Source organism: Actinomyces sp. W5033 (genome assembly GCF_051303165.1).
The window spans coordinates 17,071-34,508 of the sequence record NZ_JBPPGD010000007.1 but is presented as its reverse complement, the minus strand read 5'-3'; the positions used below and the strand labels follow the sequence as shown (position 1 = coordinate 34,508).

16 protein-coding genes are annotated in these 17,438 nt (G+C 72.6%); 4 read left to right on the top strand and 12 right to left on the bottom strand.

Going from position 1 to position 17,438, the window contains the following annotated elements:
• Positions 1–54: 54 nt before the first annotated feature.
• A complete protein-coding gene (locus tag ACSJJR_RS06185; RefSeq protein ID WP_435942704.1) occupies positions 55–462 on the bottom strand; it encodes an FKBP-type peptidyl-prolyl cis-trans isomerase in 408 nt (135 codons plus the stop codon).
• 59 nt (positions 463–521) lie between these two features.
• Complete coding sequence (locus tag ACSJJR_RS06180) at positions 522–1,508, bottom strand: Bax inhibitor-1/YccA family protein (protein ID WP_435942703.1); 987 nt, start codon at positions 1,506–1,508, stop codon at positions 522–524.
• Between the two features lie 309 nt (positions 1,509–1,817).
• Between ACSJJR_RS06180 and ACSJJR_RS06175 the strand changes: the two genes are divergently transcribed.
• Genes ACSJJR_RS06175 through ACSJJR_RS06160 form a run of 4 tightly spaced genes read left to right on the top strand, consistent with a single transcriptional unit; the run spans position 1,818 to position 5,968 of the window.
• Positions 1,818–2,777: an ABC transporter ATP-binding protein gene (locus tag ACSJJR_RS06175; RefSeq protein ID WP_435942702.1), complete on the top strand. Its 960-nt coding sequence runs from the start codon at positions 1,818–1,820 to the stop codon at positions 2,775–2,777.
• Between the two features lies 1 nt (position 2,778).
• Positions 2,779–3,720 (top strand): ABC transporter permease subunit, encoded by a 942-nt coding sequence (locus ACSJJR_RS06170; RefSeq protein WP_435942701.1) that lies wholly within the window; start codon positions 2,779–2,781, stop codon positions 3,718–3,720.
• Positions 3,721–3,761: 41 nt separating this feature from the next.
• Positions 3,762–5,288: a histidine kinase gene (locus tag ACSJJR_RS06165; protein ID WP_435942700.1), complete on the top strand. Its 1,527-nt coding sequence runs from the start codon at positions 3,762–3,764 to the stop codon at positions 5,286–5,288.
• Positions 5,270–5,968 (top strand): response regulator, encoded by a 699-nt coding sequence (locus tag ACSJJR_RS06160; RefSeq protein WP_435942699.1) that lies wholly within the window; start codon positions 5,270–5,272, stop codon positions 5,966–5,968. Before ACSJJR_RS06165 ends, ACSJJR_RS06160 begins: the two co-directional genes overlap by 19 nt.
• A gap of 23 nt (positions 5,969–5,991) precedes the next feature.
• On the opposite strand, the gene pth is transcribed toward ACSJJR_RS06160, so the two are convergent.
• From pth to ACSJJR_RS06110, 10 genes are all read right to left on the bottom strand, one after another.
• Positions 5,992–6,588: an aminoacyl-tRNA hydrolase gene (gene pth, locus ACSJJR_RS06155; protein ID WP_435942698.1), complete on the bottom strand. Its 597-nt coding sequence runs from the start codon at positions 6,586–6,588 to the stop codon at positions 5,992–5,994.
• Between the two features lie 31 nt (positions 6,589–6,619).
• Entirely contained in the window at positions 6,620–7,213 is a 594-nt protein-coding gene (locus ACSJJR_RS06150) for a 50S ribosomal protein L25/general stress protein Ctc (protein WP_435942697.1), read from the bottom strand.
• Between the two features lie 222 nt (positions 7,214–7,435).
• A complete protein-coding gene (locus ACSJJR_RS06145) occupies positions 7,436–8,395 on the bottom strand; it encodes a type I 3-dehydroquinate dehydratase (protein ID WP_435942696.1) in 960 nt (319 codons plus the stop codon).
• On the bottom strand, positions 8,392–9,354 hold the full coding sequence (locus ACSJJR_RS06140) for a Ppx/GppA phosphatase family protein (RefSeq protein WP_435942695.1): 963 nt from the start codon (positions 9,352–9,354) through the stop codon (positions 8,392–8,394). The genes ACSJJR_RS06145 and ACSJJR_RS06140 overlap by 4 nt, the downstream gene beginning before the upstream one ends.
• Before the next feature lie 20 nt (positions 9,355–9,374).
• Positions 9,375–9,878, bottom strand: coding sequence for a DUF501 domain-containing protein (locus ACSJJR_RS06135; RefSeq protein WP_435942694.1), 504 nt, complete (start codon positions 9,876–9,878; stop codon positions 9,375–9,377).
• 13 nt (positions 9,879–9,891) lie between these two features.
• Positions 9,892–10,611, bottom strand: a complete 720-nt coding sequence (locus ACSJJR_RS06130; protein ID WP_435942693.1) for a septum formation initiator family protein — start codon at positions 10,609–10,611, stop codon at positions 9,892–9,894.
• A 218-nt stretch (positions 10,612–10,829) separates the two neighbouring features.
• Positions 10,830–12,116, bottom strand: a complete 1,287-nt coding sequence (gene eno / locus ACSJJR_RS06125) for a phosphopyruvate hydratase (RefSeq protein WP_435942692.1) — start codon at positions 12,114–12,116, stop codon at positions 10,830–10,832.
• 185 nt (positions 12,117–12,301) lie between these two features.
• A complete protein-coding gene (gene mfd, locus ACSJJR_RS06120; RefSeq protein ID WP_435942691.1) occupies positions 12,302–16,033 on the bottom strand; it encodes a transcription-repair coupling factor in 3,732 nt (1,243 codons plus the stop codon).
• A 60-nt stretch (positions 16,034–16,093) separates the two neighbouring features.
• The gene (locus ACSJJR_RS06115) at positions 16,094–16,852 is read right to left on the bottom strand and encodes a hypothetical protein (RefSeq protein ID WP_435942690.1); all 759 of its coding nucleotides are present in this window, start codon (positions 16,850–16,852) and stop codon (positions 16,094–16,096) included.
• A gap of 376 nt (positions 16,853–17,228) precedes the next feature.
• Positions 17,229–17,438 (bottom strand): LPXTG cell wall anchor domain-containing protein (locus ACSJJR_RS06110; RefSeq protein ID WP_435942689.1); only part of this gene is annotated, 210 nt, incomplete at its 5' end.

Below are 17,438 nucleotides of genomic sequence, written 5' to 3'. Positions count from 1 at the left end.
GCCGGGAGGGCCGGGGCGGGGCGAGGTGCGCAAGCGCCGCAGGTGCGGCAGGCGTCACATGACGCCCAGGATCTCCGTGACGAAGACGAGGGTGTCGCCACCCTTGATGCCGGCCTGGGGCACGCCACGGTCGCCGTAACCGAGCTCAGAGGGGATGGACAGCAGCACACGGCTGCCAACCCGCTGGCCGACGAGGCCATCGTCCCAGCCTCGGATGACCATGCCCACGCCGATCTGGAAGTCCAGCGGGGCGCCGCGGTCGTAGGAGTTGTCGAAGACCTTGCCGTCCCAGCACTGGCCAAGGTAGTGGCAGACGATGTGGTCCCCTGCCTCGACGACCTGGCCGTCGCCGGCGTCGAGCACCTGGACCTGCAGGCCCTCGGGGGCCTCAGAGGAGGAGAAGGTGAGGACAGGCTTGGCGCCCTTGGCGCCCTCGACCGTGGGCATGTTGAGGTTGATCATGGCTCGAGCCTAGCGGGCGCCCGGCCGCAGCGCGCGCAGCCGGGCACCGGGGCCTGTGCTCAGTCGTTGCCTCGAACGATCGCGAGGATCCTGAGGATCTCAACGTAGAGCCACACGAGGGTGACGGTGAGCCCGAAGGCCCCGGCCCAGGCGTAGCGGGTGGGCAGGCCGCGCTCGACACCGCGCTGGATCGACTCGAAGTCCACGACAAGGCTGAAAGCGGCCATGACGACGGCGAGCCCACCGATGAGCAGGCCCAGCGGGACCCCCATGACGGTGGCGCCCCGCAGGCCCCAGGGGTCGCTCACGAGCCCGGCGAGCATGAGGACGAGGTTGAGGAGGCTGAAGAGGAGGTAACCGCCCATGGCGACCAGGAGGATCCTCGAGGCCTTGCCACTGAGACGGAACTCTCCGACCTTGTAGGCGGCGAGCACGACGCCGAAAGTGGCGACGGTCCCGGCCACGGCCTGCATGACGATTCCGGGGTAGACGAGCTCCATGACGCCGGAGACGGCGCCGAGCATCATGCCCTCGAAGACGGCGTAGGCGAGGATGAGCGCCGGGCTGGGCTCCTTCTTGAAGGAGTTGACCAGGCCCATGACCAGGGCGCCCACGCTTCCGGCCGCCATCGCCATGAAGCCGAAGCCGGCGGTGGCGGAGCTGGTGGCCAGCATCCAGGACACTGCGCCAACCACGACGATGACACCGAGCAGGACGGCGGTGCGCATGATGACGTCGTCGTAGGTCATGCGCCCTCGATCGACGTTGGTGGCGGCAGGCGCGCCGTACTGGGCCTCGAGCCCGGCGAGCTGCTCGGGGCTGACCTGCCCGTACTGCTGGTAGGGCTGCTGGCCGTAGACCTGCCCCTGCTGCGTCTGCTGCTGGCCCTGGTAGCCGTAGGAGCCCGGGGCGTAGCCCGTCTGCTGCTGGCTCTGACGGCCGGGCTCGTAGCCGGGCATCGTCGGGTAGCCCGCAGGAGTGCGGGTGGACGTCGCCGTCGCCCCCTGCTTGAAGGCCGGGTTGCGGTCAAAGAACGGGTTGCTCATGTCCTGTGTTTCCTTCTCGGACGGGGCCACGTGCGGGGCCGACGGCGTCCGGCGAGCCGGCCCGTCAGCACCTGCGTGGCACAACAGCCGCATTGTGCCCCACATTCCTGGACGGCACCTGGGCCCCGGGCGGCCCCGTCCCTCCTCCTTGAGGAGGAGAGGACTCCGCCGCAGGACCCGTCACCGCGCTCCACGGATGTCGTCACCCCGGCCGAGGGCCCGCGCAACGACGCCTCCTAGCCTGGGGGCACACGCGGCGTCGGCACCCGCCGGCCGAAGCGCCCGCCGTCCAGAAACGAGCTGATCCCCATGATCGAAGCCGTCGGTCTCACCAAGCGCTACGGCTCCAAGACCGCCGTTGACAACATCTCCTTCACCGTCGAGCCCGGAAGCGTCACCGGCTTCCTCGGCCCCAACGGCGCTGGCAAGTCAACGACGATGCGCATGATCATGGGACTGGACAAGCCCACCAGCGGCACCGTCACGGTCAACGGCCGCCCCTACCGGGAGCTGGCCACGCCGCTGCGCGAGGTCGGCGCCCTGCTCGACGCCAAGGGCCTGCACGGCTCGCGCACCGCCCGGGCCCACCTCACCCAGCTGGCGGTCTCCAACGGCATCCCCACCCGGCGCGTGGACGAGGTCCTTGAGACCACGGGACTGACCTCCGTCGCCGGCAAGAGGGTCAAGGGCTTCAGCCTGGGCATGGGCCAGCGCCTGGGGATCGCCGCGGCGCTTCTCGGCGACCCGCAGGTGCTCATCTTCGACGAGCCGGTCAACGGCCTGGACCCCGAGGGCGTCAAGTGGGTGCGCGAGACCTGCCGCTCGCTGGCGGCCCAGGGGCGCACCGTGTTCATCTCCTCCCACCTCATGAGCGAGATGTCCATGACCGCGGACCACCTCATCGTCATCGGCCGGGGGCACATCCTCACCTCTGGCCCCGTGGACGAGGTCATCGCCTCCGCCACCAGCGACGTCGTACGGGTCGTGTCCCCCGACGCCGGCCGCCTGGCCGAGCTCCTGGCTGCCGACGGCGTCCAGACCCAGCTCGCCGCACCGGACACGCTCACGACAACGACCGTGCCGGCCGCACGCATCGGCGAGGCCGCGGCCTCACACGGCATCGTCCTGCACGAGCTCACCACGCAGCGCGCCTCCCTGGAGGAGGCCTACCTGGAGCTGACCGGCGGCGAGGTCGAGTACGCCGCCGGAGCCCCGGCTGCCACCGCGGGCGGCGCCCACACCTCCCACCGCGCCTCGTCAACGCGCTGACATGAGTGCCACCACCCCCATGACCCACACCTTCTCCTCCCTGGAGTCCTCGATGGAGCCCGACATGACCACCAGCCCCTCCCCCGCCCAGCCCTCCACCGCCTCACGGCGCTCCGCGGCACACCGCGCCCCCGCCGCCCAGGCAGCAGCCTCCTCGGGCCGCGCAGGCCAGGCCTTCTGGCGGGCGCTGCGCTCGGAGTGGGTCAAGCTGCGCACCCTGCGCTCGACCTGGGTCACCGCTGCCCTCGCGGTCCTGCTCACCGCCGGCTTCGGTGCGGCGCTCGTCATCGCCCTGCACCAGATGGAGGACCCCAAGCCCTGGGCCAATGTCGTCGGCGGCACCCAGCTCGGTCAGATCGTCGTCGCCGTGCTCGGCGCCCTGGCGATCACCGGGGAGTACACCTCCGGGCAGATCCACTCGAGCCTGGCGGCCGTGCCCCGCCGCGGGCGCCTGCTGCTGGCCAAGGCCACCGTGCTGTCCCTGTTCAGCTTCGTCATCGGCACCCTGTCAGTGGTCCTCGCCTGGGTGGCCTCCGTCCCCTTCGCTGGTGAGGCGGCCGGCTCCCTGACCGACGCCACCTACCTCGGCTTCGTGTGGGGCACGGGCCTGACCTACGCCGGCACGGCCATGCTCGCCATGGGGCTGGGCTTCCTCATGCGCTCCACTGCCGGGGCCGTCACCCTGGTCCTGTCGCTGCTCTTCGTCGTGGACATCCCCCTCGCCCTCGCCGCGATGAAGTGGGAGTGGGCGACCACCGTCCGGGCCCTTGAGCCGGGCGTGCTCGCCCGCGCCGTCTACGACCCCTTCGGAGCCATCCAGCAGTGGGGACAGCCGGGCACCGTCACCTTCCTCGAGCACTGGCAGGCCGCCCTGGGCTTCGCCCTGTGGGCCCTGGTCCCGATGGTGCTCGCCGCCGTCGTCTTCTCGCGCCGCGACGCCTGACACGTCACCGGCCCCGGTGAGGGTGCGGGGACAATGAGGCCATGACCACCCCAGAGGTACCAGCCGTGAGCGTCCCTCCCTCCACACGCCGCCTCGTGCGCTGGTACGAGGCCCACGTCCTGCTGACGGACGCACTCGTCGCCGCGGCCGTCCTCCTGCTCAACATCCCCCTGGGCCTCGCACCCCTGATGAGCACGCCTGTGACCGAGTCCGCCGGCGCCCGCCTCATCGTCGCGGCCGCCGTGGCCTCCACCCTCCTGAGCGTCGTCGGCCTCTTCCTGCGCAGGCTGCTCCCGCTCGTGTCCTGGGGCCTGGTCACCTTCGTGCCCCTGGCGCACGCCCTCGTCGTCGCGCACCTGACGGGGGCGGGCGGCGCCAGCGCCGGCCACGTGGCGTGGGCCCTGCCGGCGCTGACACTCATCGGCACCCCGGTGGTGCTCATGACCCTCGCCTCACGTGGCCACCTAGGGTGGGCGTGGGCGGCCTGCGTGGCCTCCACACTCGTGTCCATCCTGTGCGAGCGCCTTCAGCACGGCGTGCCCAACCTCCTGCACCTCGGCTTCGTGGAGGTCCTCATGCCCTACGCGCTCATCAACGTCATTGGCACGCTCACGGGCATCATCCTGCGCATCCAGCGGGCCCAGCTCATCGAGCTCGCCCAGCGCAACGACCGTCTCGCCCTGGCCCGTGAGCAGGCGGCGGCGCTGGCCTCAGCCACTGAGCGCAGCCGTATCGCCCGGGAGATGCACGACATCATCGCCCACTCCCTGGCGGTCATGGTGACGATGGCCGACGGCGCCGCCGCGGCGGTGGAGCGCAACCCGCAGATGGCCAAGGAGGCGCTGGGCGTCCTGGCGGAGACCGGCCGCTCGGCCCTGGCCGACACCCGGCGGCTGGTGGGGGTGCTGCGGGACGACCCGGGCGCCTCCTCTGACCCGGCCCTGAGGCCCGCCCTGGCCACAGCGCCCGGTGCGGGCGCGCCGCCCACGGCAGCGAGCGGGGCGGTGCCCACCGTGCGGGCGCTGCCCGTGCCCGAGTTCGCTGTGCCGGGCACCGTGGCACCCACGCAGGCCTCGGCGCAGATCGAGGCCCTGCGGCTCACGGCGACCACCGCCGACCCCTCCGCGGGGGACCTGCCGACGGCGCCGGCCCCCGAGTCCTCGGACCTGGAGACCCTGGTCGAGCGCTTCACGGCCGCGGGGGTGCCGGTGGACTACGAGTGGGTCGGCGAGCCGCTGCCTGAGGACAAGGGCCTGCAGCTGACGGTCTTCCGCATCGCCCAGGAGTCCCTGACGAATGTGCTGCGCTACGCGCCGACGACGCGGCGGGTGCTCGTGAGGCTCGTGCGACGCACGGGCACCGCCGTCCTCACGGTGGACAATGACGCCGCCCCGGGGACGAGCCCGGTGCACGGCTCTGGCAAGGGGCTCATCGGCATGAGGGAGCGGGCCGCCGTCTATGGTGGGACCGTGGACGCGGGCCCCACACCCACCGGCTGGCGGGTGCGTGCGGTCCTGCGCTGGGACGAGAGCAACGAAGGGACCACGTCGTGGCAGATACCGTTGTGAGCTCACACGAGGTCACCGCCCCCGTGACCGTCGTGCTGGCGGATGACCAGGCGCTCATGCGTATGGGCTTCCGCATGGTGCTGGAAGCGCAGGACGGCATCGAGGTGGTCGGTGAGGCTGCGGACGGCGCCTCGGCGCTGGCGCAGGCGCGCGCGCTGCGGCCCGACGTCATCCTCATGGACGTGCGCATGCCGGGGATGAACGGCATCGAGGCGACCGAGGCGATCACCGCCCAGTGCCCGGGCACGAGGGTCCTCATCCTGACGACCTTCGACCTGGACGAGTACGCCTTCGCGGGCCTGCGCGCCGGGGCCAGCGGCTTCCTGCTCAAGGACACGCGCCCGGCGGAGCTGGCGGAGGCGGTGCGCACGGTGGCCTCGGGCGAGGCAGTCGTCTCGCCGCGGGTGACGCAGCGGATGCTGGAGATGTTCGCCTCGCACCTGCCGCAGGACGGCCAGGAGGCGGTGGTGCAGGACGAGCGCATCGCGGCGCTCACGCCGCGCGAGCACGAGATCCTGGTGCTCATGGCGCAGGGGATGTCGAACGCGGAGATCGCCGAGCACCTGGTGGTCTCCGCGACGACGGTCAAGTCCCACGTCGGCAACGTGCTGGCGAAGCTGGATGTGCGTGACCGCGTGCAGGCGGTCGTGGTGGCCTACGAGACGGGGCTCATGGCCTAGCCTGCGCCGCCTCCTCACGCGCCTCAGCCGCGGTGCAGCCTGTGCTGGGCGGCCTCGAAGCCGAGGGTGACGACCTCCTCGACGGCGTCGGCCGCCTGCTCGAGGGTGACGGCCAGGGCCTCGCGCTCGCGGGCCGGGACGTCGGACAGGACGTAGTCGGCCGGGTCCTGGCGGCCGGGGGGACGGCCGACCCCCACCCGCAGGCGCACGTAGCCGCGCGTGCCCAGGGCCTGGCTGAGCGAGCGCAGGCCGTTGTGCCCGCCCTCGCCGCCGCCTCGCTTGAGCCGCAGCTCGTGGGCGGGGATGTCGAGCTCGTCGTGGATGACGAGCAGCCGCTCGGTGGGCTCGACCCCGTAGAACTGGGCGAGCGCCTTGACCGGGCCACCGGAGGTGTTCATGTAGGTGGCGGGGGTGGCGAGGATGACGCGCGGGCCGGGGGCGCCGCCGGGCATGGTGCCCAGGCGCGCCTCGGCGACCTCGGCGCGGGTCTTGTGCCGGGACAGCCGGGACCCGGTGCGCCCTGCCAGGACGTCGATGACCATGTGGCCGACGTTGTGGCGGTTGCGGGCGTACCGGGCCCCGGGGTTCCCCAGCCCGACGATGAGCCAGGGGTCGCTCATACGAGCTCCTCGTGCGTGTGTGCCGTGCAGGTCACTCGGCGGCGGGGGCCTCAGCGGTCTCCTCGGCGTCGTCAGCGACGGCGGCCTCGGCGGCGACGTTGACGACGCCGGTCTCGGCGTCGGTGACGGCCTCGACGTGGGCGGGCAGGGACAGCTCCGCGACGGTGATGACGGTGCCGGGGGCGATCTCGGTGACGTCGATCTCGATGGCCTCGGGGATCTCGACGGCGGGGGCGGAGACGAGGACGTGCGCGAGCTCGATCATGGGCAGGGCGCCGGGGGCAGCCTCACCGGTGAGGACGACGGGCACCTCGACCTCGACGCGCTCGTTGCGGTTGACCAGGAGGAAGTCAACGTGCTGGACGCCCGGGCGGATCGGGTGGCGCTGGACGTCCTTGGCCAGGGCGAGGACCTTGTCACCATCGACGTCGAGCTCGACGAGGGCGTTCTCGTTGCCGCGCAGGGCGAGGCGGGTGGTGTGCTCGTCCAGGAGCAGGTGGTGGGGCTCGGTGCCGTGGCCGTAGACGACGACGGGGACGAGGCCGTCGCGGCGGGCCTGGCGGGCGGAGCCCTTGCCGAAGTCGGTGCGGACGGTGGCCTTGAGGCTGATGGCGTTGTGGGCCATGTGGGTCTCCTCGGTTCGGGCGGGGAGCGGGCCCCGCGGGTGTGGTGGTCCGGCGTGGCGCGACGACGCGCAGCACCTTCCGGCACCACCACGTCGATCACGGATGCACGCGCGCTGCGCGTGTCCCTCGCCGGGGCAACGTGGTCACTCTACGGGCTGTGGCCTGTGAGGGGCGAGCCCGGTCCCGGTGACGCCGGACACCCGCACGCACCACGGCCTTGCTCAGTGCGGTAGGGGCTGGGAGGCCAGGCGGGCGAGGACGCCCTGCACCTCGGCGATCTGCGGCTGCCCGGGTGCGGAGGCCCGTGCCCCGGCGGTGGCGAAGGTGAGGGCGGAGCCGAAGACCCCGCCGACCATCCGGGTGGGCACGCCCTGCTCCCCCATGGACATCGTGATGACGGGGACCTCGAGCTCGGCGCGAGCCCGGGCAGTTGCGCGCAGGAGGGTGAGCACGTCGTCGTGTCCGGCGCTGCCGCCACGGGGCATGACGGCCAGCTTGGCGGCGTCCGCGCCCTCCTGCTGCATGTGGCGCAGCAGGGACACGACCTGCTCCTCGCTGGGCGTGGAGGTGAAGAAGTGGGCGGAGGCGACGACGGCAAGCCCGGCCACGTGGGCGGCTGAGGACACCTCCCCCAGGCAGCCGCGGGCGATCTCGACGTCGATGGCACGCACGTTCTCGGCCAGGCCGGTGGAGCGGGCCTCGCCGATCAGGCCGGCCGCGGTGAGCAGGGCGCGGCGGTAGGTGGCGTCATCGACGTCGGCGCCCCCTGCCTCGGCAGTGGTGCGCACGGTGAGCAGCAGGGGGGTGGTGCGTTGCCGGGCGGCGAGCAGGCGGGCGGCGGCCAGCCCCGGTGAGGTCCAGGCGGCGGCCAGGTGCTGGGGGGCTGCCGGGGCGCCCGGCTCGGGCTCGATGAGGTCGGCCCGCAGCTCGACGAGGTCGGCGCCCCGCGTGGAGGCGGCCAGCGCCTGGCGCGCGGCCTCCGGCTCACTGCCTGCGGTGGTGGCCACGGCGACGAGCGGGAGCGTCCCGCCGAGCACCGCGGTGCCCAGTGGGACGGGACGCGGCGCGCGCGGGCTGCCGGGGGCCCTGGCGCCTCCGACCTCGACCTCGGCCCGCAGGGCGGCCAGCGCCGCCGTGAGCCTGCCGGGAGCGCCGTCGGGCCAGGAGACCGGGGTGCTCACGCCCGGACCGCCAGGGACAGGGCGATGCCGTCGAGGATGTCGTGCAGGCTTGTGGTGGTCGTCGTCAGCGGGGCGCCGAGGGCGGCGGTGCGCTCGACCGCGTGGGCCACCACCTCGGACCACACGAGGGCGCCTGCGGCGATGACGTCGCGCCGGCCGGGACGCAGGTAGCCCCAGGACTCGCGCTCGGCTGGGGTGGAGTGCAGGACCGCCTCGCAGGAGGCGAGGGTGTCCTCGACGCTGAGGCGGGCGCCGTCCAGGGCCTCGGGGTCGAAGTCGCTGAGCCCCAGGGCGTGGGCGGTGATGGTTGTGATGGTCCCCGCCAGGCCGACGAGCTCGGTGGCGCGCTCCACGGGCACGCTGCGGCCCGCGACCTCAAGCAGGTCGCGCACGTGCGCGCGGGCCACGGCCTCGGCGGCGGGGGTGACGCCGTCGGCGAGGTAGCGCTCGGTGACGCGCACGCTGCCGGTGTCCATCGAGTAGGCGGCGGTGGGCGCGCTGGTGCCCAGGACGAGCTCGGTGGAGCCCCCTCCGAGATCGACGACGAGGCGGGTGGTCTCCTGGGCCCCGTGGGCGGCGGACAGCGCCCCGCTGAAGGACAGCCGGGCCTCCTCCTCGCCGGAGACGACCTCGGGCTCGACGCCCAGGCGCTCGCGCACGCCGTCCACGAAGACGGCCCGGTTCTCTGCGTCACGGGTGGCGGAGGTGGCGACGAAGCGCAGCCGCTGCGCGCCGAGCCCGCGCAGCCGCTCGGCGTAGTCGTCCACGACCGCGAGCGTGCGGGCGAGCGCCTGCTCGTCCAGCCGGCCGGTGCGGTCAACCCCCTGGCCCAGGCGCACGATCTCGTTCTCACGGGCGAGGGGCGCCAGGGCGGGGGCGCCGTCGGGACCTGGCAGGAGGTCGGCGACGAGCAGGCGGATGGTGTTGGTCCCGCAGTCGATGGCGGCGACGCGTGTCATGGTGCTCCTCGGGCCGTGGGTCAGCAGCTGCAGCGGGCGGGGTCCCACAGGCCGCGTTCGCGCAGCACGACCAGGGTCCGGTCCCCGATGGGGTTGACGCCCGGGCCTGCGGCGAGGGCGTGTCCGAGCAGGGCGTGCAGGCACTTGACGCGGGTGGGCATGCCTCCGGCGGAGACGCCGTCGATCTCCTCGGGGGTGCCGAGCTCGGCGCGGCGGGCGAGGTAGTCCTCGTGGGCGGCGGCGTAGGCGGCGGCGACGTCGGGGTCCTCGGCCAGGAGGGCGTTGTAGTCCTCCATGAGGTGCTCGGCCTCCAGGGTGGAGCAGCCCTTCACGGCGGCGGGGTGGGTGAGGTAGTAGCTCGTGGGGAAGGGCGAGCCGTCGGGAAGGCGGGGCGCCGTGCGCACGACGGTGGGGCGCCCGCACACGCAGCGGGCGGCGATGGCCACGACCCCGCGCGGCACGCGGCCGAGCTGCTCGCGCAGGGCCTCGAGGTCGGCGTCGGTGACGGCGTCGGTCTGGGTCATGGGGTCCTCTCGGTCACAGCTCACCGGTGGTTCGGGAGTAGGCGGACGTGTCGGTGGGGGCGGCGCTCGGCGTCGGCACGGTGGGCACGGCGGTGGACCAGCCCTGCTGGGCCGGCTCGGTGCGCGCCGCCTCACCGGTCTGTCCGGCCAGGCGCGCGGACTCGCGCACAATCTCGTACCAGGGGCGGGCGGTGGCGCCCGAGGCGGTGGTGGCGGTGGAGGACTGCTCCTGCTCGAAGGCGTCGGCCCCGACGACGACGTAGGTGGTCTCCCCCGGCATGACGTAGGAGAGGCGCTCGCGGGCCTGGGAGCGGACGTAGTCGTCGTCCTGCCACTTGGCGAGCTCGGCCTCGAGGGCGGTGGAGACGGCCTGGGCCTGTGCGATCTCCTGGCGCACCGCGTCGTACTGGGCTCGCTGGGTCAGGTAGCCGCGCAGGTAGGGGAAGGTCATGATGAAGGAGACCAGGAGCGCGAGGGCGACGACGAGGACGCGGGCGGGCACTGACACGCCGTCGGCACCGCCCAGGTGCAGGACGGTGTGCGCGGGCGTGGGCGCGGTGGCGGCCTCGGGGCGTGCCGCACGCGGCGTGGAGCGCGAGCCGGTGCGGGGCGCGGTGGGAGGGTCTGCGGCACGGCCGGGGGCGGGGGATGCTGCGCGTGAGGCTGGGCGTCCCGAGGGGCGCGCGCCGGGGCGGCTGCCAGGGCGGGCGGGCACGGGACGTCGGGGGCTCATGGGGGCATCCTGCCCCAACTCCTCGGTTTGCGCGCGAGCGTACGGCACATGCCCAGGGAGTTCGAGAGCAAACCGAGGAGTTGGAGGAGGGATGCAGGGGTGGGGGTGGGGGTGGGGGCGCGGGGGCAGGGGTGGGGGCAGGGTGCGGCAGGCGCACCGGTGCCCGGGCACCGTCGAGGGCCGACAGCGACCGGGCACCGGTGCGTTCAGCTCAGGGCTCAGGCCTTGAAGCGGGGGAAGGCGGAGGCGCCGGCGTAGACGGCGTCCTCACCCAGGGCCTCCTCGATGCGCAGGAGCTGGTTGTACTTGTTGATGCGCTCGCCACGGGCGGGGGCACCGGTCTTGATCTGGCCGGAGTTCGTGGCGACGGCGAGGTCGGCGATGGTGACGTCCTCGGTCTCGCCGGAACGGTGGGAGGTCATCGACTTGTAGCCGGCACGGTGGGCCATCTCGACGGCCTCGAGGGTCTCGGTGAGGGAGCCGATCTGGTTGACCTTGACGAGCAGGGCGTTGGCGGCGCCCATCTCGATGCCCTTGGCCAGACGCTCGGGGTTGGTGACGAAGAAGTCGTCGCCGACCAGCTGGACGCGGTCGCCGACCTTGTCGGTCAGGGCCTTCCAGTCCTCCCACTCGTCCTCGGAGAGCGGGTCCTCGATGGAGACGATCGGGAAGTCGGTGATGAGCTTCTCGTAGTAGTCAACCATGTAGGCGTTGTCGCGGGCCTCGCCCTCGAACTGGTAGGTCTTGGTCTCCGCGTTGAAGAACTCGCTGGAGGCGACGTCCATGGCGAGGGCGACGTCGGCACCGGGCTTGTAGCCGGCCTTCTCGATGGCCTCGACGATGAGCTCGAGGGCCTCACGGTTGGAGTCGAGGTTGGGGGCGAAGCCGCCCTCGTCGCCCAGGCCGGTGGACAGGCCGCGGCCCTTCACGACGGCCTTGAGGGCGTGGTAGACCTCGGCGCCCATGCGCAGGGCCTCACGGAAGGTCTTGGCGCCGATGGGGGCGATCATGAACTCCTGGATGTCAACGTTGGAGTCGGCGTGGGAGCCGCCGTTCATGATGTTCATCATCGGGACGGGCAGGACGTGGGCGTTCGGGCCGCCGACGTACTGGAAGAGGTCAAGGCCGGCGGACTCGGCGGAGGCCTGGGCGGCGGCGAGGGAGACACCCAGGATGGCGTTGGCGCCGAGCTTGCCCTTGTTGGGGGTGCCGTCGAGCTCGATCATGAGGCGGTCGAGGCCGCGCTGGTCGGAGGCGTCGTAGCCGATGATCTCGGGCGCGATGATGTCGTTGACGTTGGCCACGGCCTTCTCGACGCCCTTGCCCAGGTAGCGGGACTTGTCGCCGTCACGCAGCTCGACGGCCTCGAAGGCGCCGGTGGAGGCGCCGGAGGGGACGGCGGCGCGAGCGGAGGCGCCGTCCTCAAGCAGGATCTCGACCTCGAGGGTCGGGTTGCCGCGGGAGTCGAGGATCTCGCGGGCGTGAACGTTCTCGATGAGGGCCACTGTGGATGCTCCTTGCTAATCGGGTCAGGATGCAGGGCCAGACTACCGGTATGAGGGCCGGATCACGAGGGCCATGGTCCTCAGGCGTCGTTCACCTGCGGCGTGACTGACGGCGTCAGGGCGCCCGACGGCATCGGCCCGGTCACGCCCGGCCCCCGGCCGGCACTCCCCGCACCCCGGCCCGCTCACCTGCGCCGGCGGTACCTGGTGGCCTCGACCTCGTAGGCCTCGTCCCCCTCGACGACGGCGTGCAGCAGCACCTCGGCCCAGCGCAGCAGCTCCTCGCCCTCGATGGCGCCGCCTCCCATGCGGGCCTGGCCGGGGGCGGGCACGACGATGGTGCGGGTGGCGGGCTTCATCGTCGTGCCGGGGTACAGGCGGGTGAGCCTCATGCGCCCGGACTCGGGCAGGTCGACGGGCGCGAAGCGGATCGAGCGTCCCTGGGCGACGATCTCGCGCACACCAAGGCGGGCGGCGAGGGAGCGCAGGCGCGCGAGGGCCGCCAGGCGCCCGGTGGCCTCGGGCACGGGGCCGTAGCGGTCGGTGAGCTCGTCGAGGACGTCGCGGATGGCCTCCTCGCTGCGGGCGGCGGCGAACTTGGTGTAGGCCTCCAGGCGCAGGCGCTCGTGGGGCACGTAGTCCTCGGGGATGGTGGCGTCCACCGGCAGCTCGACGCGCAGGTCCTCGTCGATCCCAGCCCCGTCCTCGCCGGCACGGGCGGCGGCGTCCTCAGCGGTGGCGGGATCGATGGCCAGGGCCTTCTTGTAGGCGGCGACGGCCTCAGAGACCATGCGCACGTACAGGTCGAAGCCGACGCCGGCGATGTGCCCGGACTGCTCGCCGCCCAGGAGGTTGCCGGCGCCGCGGATCTCCAGGTCCTTCATGGCCACCTGCATGCCGGCGCCGAGGTCCGTGTTGGTGGCGATGGTGCGCAGGCGCTCGAGGGCGGTCTCGGTCAGGGGCTTGTCCGCGGGGTAGAGGAAGTAGGCGTAGGCGCGCTCGCGTCCACGCCCGACGCGTCCACGAAGCTGGTGGAGCTGGGACAGGCCGAAGCGGTCGGCGCGGTCCACGATGAGCGTGTTGGCGTTGGACACGTCCAGGCCGGTCTCGACGATCGTGGTGCACACGAGGATGTCGATCTCCTTGTGCCAGAAGCGGTCGATGACCTCCTCGAGGCGGTTCTCGCTCATCTGCCCGTGGGCGGTGGCGACGCGGGCCTCGGGCACCGCGTCCTGGAGGCGGGCGGCGACGCGGTCGATGTCCTCGACGCGGTTGTGGACGTAGAAGACCTGGCCGTCGCGCAGGAGCTCGCGGCGGATGGCGGCGCTGACCTGCTTGGTCTCGTAGGCGCCGACGTAGGTGAGGATGGGGTGGCGGTCCTCGGGCGGGGTGGCCAGGGTGGACATCTCGCGCAGGCCGGTGACGGCCATCTCCAGGGTGCGGGGGATGGGGGTGGCGGACATGGACAGGACATCGACGTCGGTGCGCAGGGCCTTGAGGGTCTCCTTGTGCTCGACGCCGAAGCGCTGCTCCTCGTCGATGATGACGAGCCCGAGGTCCTTGAAGCGCACCTGCCCGGTGATGAGGCGGTGGGTGCCGACGACGACGTCGATGCTGCCGGCAGCCAGGCCCTCAAGGACCTTCTCGGACTCGGTGTCGGACTGGAAACGGGAGAGCTGGGCGACGGTGACGGGGAAGCCGGCGTAGCGCTCGGTGAAGGTCTCGGCGTGTTGGGAGACGAGCAGGGTGGTGGGCACGAGGACGGCGACCTGCTTGCCGTCCTGGACGGCCTTGAAGGCTGCGCGCACGGCGATCTCGGTCTTGCCGTAGCCGACGTCGCCGCAGATGAGGCGGTCCATGGGCTGGGGCTTCTCCATGTCGGCCTTGACGTCGTCGATGGTGGCGAGCTGGTCGGGGGTCTCGGTGTAGGGGAAGGCCTCCTCGAGCTCGGCCTGCCAGGGGGTGTCGGGGCCGAAGGCGTGTCCGGTGGTGGCGGTCCGGGCGGCGTAGAGGCGCACGAGCTCGCCGGCGATCTCCCGCACGGCCTTGCGGGCCCGGGACTTGGTCCTCTGCCAGTCGGCGCCGCCCATCTTGTTGAGGGCGGGGTTGTCGGAGCCGACGTACTTGCTCACCTGGTCCAGGGCGTCGGTGGGCACGAGGAGGCGGTCGGCCGGCTGACCCCTCTTGGAGGTGGCGTACTCGATGACGAGGTACTCGCGGGTGGCGGCGCTCTTACCGGAGCCGATGGGGCGGCGCGTGAGCTCGACGAAGCGTCCGACGCCGTGCTGGGCGTGGACCACGAGGTCCCCGGGGTGCAGGGACAGGGGGTCAACGCTCTTGCGGGAGCGGCGTGCGGGCAGGACCTTGCGCTCACGGGGACCGGTGGCGGCGCGGCCGGTGAGGTCCGACTCAGCGATGAGGGCGAGGCGCAGCGCGTCGGACACGAGGCTGTGCCCTGCGCTGGCCTGGGTGATGCGCACGACGCCGTCGGGGGCGATATCGGCGGGCTCGTCGAGCTGGCTGACGATGCGCGACGGGACGTCGGCGTCGGACAGGAGCTCGGCCATGCGGCGGGCGGGCCCGGGGCCGGGGGTGGTGACGACGACGCTCCAGCCGTCCTTGGCGAGCGCGCCGAGGTCGGTGACGGCCTCAGTGAGCCGGCCGCTGTAGCCGCGGGGGTCACGCAGGGGCAGCTCGACGGTGTCGGGCGTGGCCTTGAGGGAGGTCATCGACCACCAGCCGCGGTTGGTGGCCAGGGCGAGGGCTCGGGCCTCGGCAAGGTGGGCGAAGGCGGCGGCTGACAGGTCCACGGGCACCTGCCCGCCGTTGGCGGCGCTGGTCCAGGCGGCGGCGAGGAACTCCTGGGTGGTGGCGGTGAGGTCCTCGGCACGCTTACGCAGGCGCTCAGGCTCGAGTCCGACGACGAGGCGGTCGCCGACGAGGTCGAGCAGGGGGACCATACGCGGCACGAGGACGGGGGCGAGGGACTCCATGCCCTCGACGGGGATGCCTGCCGCGATCTTCTCAAGCAGGTCGCTGGCCCCGGGGATGACGCCTTGGAGCCGTCGGGCGCGCTCGCGCACGGCCTCGGTGAGCAGGAGCTCGCGGCAGGGGTAGGCGGTGATGGTGCCGAGCTCCTCGACGGTGCGCTGGTCGCTGACGGAGAAGGAGGAGACGGACTCGACCTCGTCGCCGAAGAAGTCCACGCGCACGGGACGCGGCTGCGTGGGGGGGAAGACGTCGAGGATGCCACCACGGACGGCGAGCTCGCCCCGGTTCTCCACCATGTCCACGCGGGTGTAGGCGGCGTCGGCCAGGCGGGCGGCGGTGGCTTCCAGCCCGGCCTCCAGTCCTGCGGCGAGGGTGACGGGCTCGAGCTGTCCCAGGCCGTCGATGACGGGGGCGAGTAGGGCACGGACCGGTACGACGAGGACGTGGATGGGGCCACGGGAGGGGTCGGTGAGTCCGTCCTCGGGGTGGGCCAGGCGGCGCAGGACGGCGAGACGGGCGGCGACCGTGTCGGCACGCGGGGACAGGCGCTCGTGGGGCAGGGTCTCCCAGGCGGGGAAGACGGCGACGTCGTGCTCGGGCAGGTAGCAGGTGAGGGCGGCGGCGGTGTCCTCGGCCTCACGGGTGGTGGCGGTCAGGACGAGGAGCGGGGTGCCGCCCTGTGGCCCGGCGCCGGCGGCGGCCTCGGTAGCCGGAGGCGTCTGTCCCGCCGCGGGGGGCAGGTCCTCAGCTCCGACGGCGCGGGCGACGCCCTGCTGCCCGTAGGCCATGGCGGCCAGGACGGCGGGCCGGGCCCCGGCGGCAACGACGACGCTGCGGTCGGTGCGCCGGTGGCGGCCCGCGTCGGCGACGAGGTCAGCGGTGGTGGGGTCTAGGAGCAGTGGGGGCAGCAGAGCGGTCAGGCGCACGCTGGGGAGTGTAGGGCCTGAGTCGCGCCTGGCCGCCGGCGCGCTCAGGCTCCGGCACACTCAGGAGCCGCTGTGACGACGGTGCCGCATGAGCACGCCACCGCCTAGCAGCGCAGCCCCGCTGGCCATGAGCGGAGCCAGGATGCCGGCCCCCGTCGCAGCCAGCGAGCTGCCGGGCCTCGGGCTGGAAGCGGGCGGGGAGGCGGACGGTGTCACCGAGCTCAGGGCAGAAGTAGGAGCAGATGTCGGGTCGGCAGTGGGCTGCGGGTCCGGCGGCACGGGCACGAGCGTCGCCGTGTTGACGAGCAGGACCGCGGTGGCCTTCTGGTCCTCGATGACCAAGGTGCCTGTCGGCCCCTGCTCGTCTCCGATGGTGAAGACCGGGGCGCCCCAGGTGTAGCCGTTCGGGGCGGGGACGATGCTGGCCGTGTCCTCGCTCAGGATGATCCTGGTCTCGGCAGGGAATGACCCGGGAAAGGAGACCGCGTCATTGGCCTTCAACGTCATGCTCGTGGAACCGGACATATTGTCCTCCTCCAGGATCCCCGGCGGCTGCCACCCCAGGTAGACGTCGGCGGTGCGGGGCAGGACGTAACGGATCTCCACCGTGAAGTCCGTGTCCTTGCGGACCACGTCGTGCGCGTCGCCACCGACAAGCTTCAGTATGTTGAACCCGCCGAAGCCGGAGGGCACGTCGTCGAAGACGGTTGCGGTCCTGACGCTGGACAGGGTGTTGGCCTGGGCGGCCACCGCGGGCACGGCGAGCCCCTGGACCACCAGGGCCAGGGCCGCCAGCAACGTCAGGGCGGTGGCAACCACCCTCGACCTCGCCCCCCTGGACGCCAGGCTCCGCATCTGCGTCTGCATACTCTCGTCTCTCACAGTCATCAAGCCGGACCTGGACAGGGCACGTCGTAGCGGTCAGGTCCTCGAGGCGCGCCGGCAGCCCGCGTCAAGAACCGCATCATACTATCCTGACACAAGACCTACGCCCCTCGCCTGACGGTGTGAGAGACACCGCAGGCGCAGCTGTTGGTGGTAGGTGTGGTGGGGCTCGCCTCCACCCGGGGCGGCACACGTGAGCGCCCCCACCCCGGGGCACCGGGATGAGGACGCTCACGCTCCTAGCGGCGGCGGCTCACACCACCGTCAGGACAGGCCAGGGACAGCCAGCAGCCACCCAGGCGCCCCGCCGTCAGGCCTGCTCACGACGACGCCTGAGCGCGACCACCACACCACCGGCAGCCACCAGCACCGAGCCCAGCACACCCAGCACGAGCACGTTCGACGCACCCGTCCTGGCCAGCGGCCTGCCCGGACGCGACGGCGTCGGCGACGGCGTCGGCACCGGCGTGTACGTGTTCGTCGCCGTCAGCGCCACGACCGTGTCCTTGTCCGCGATGGT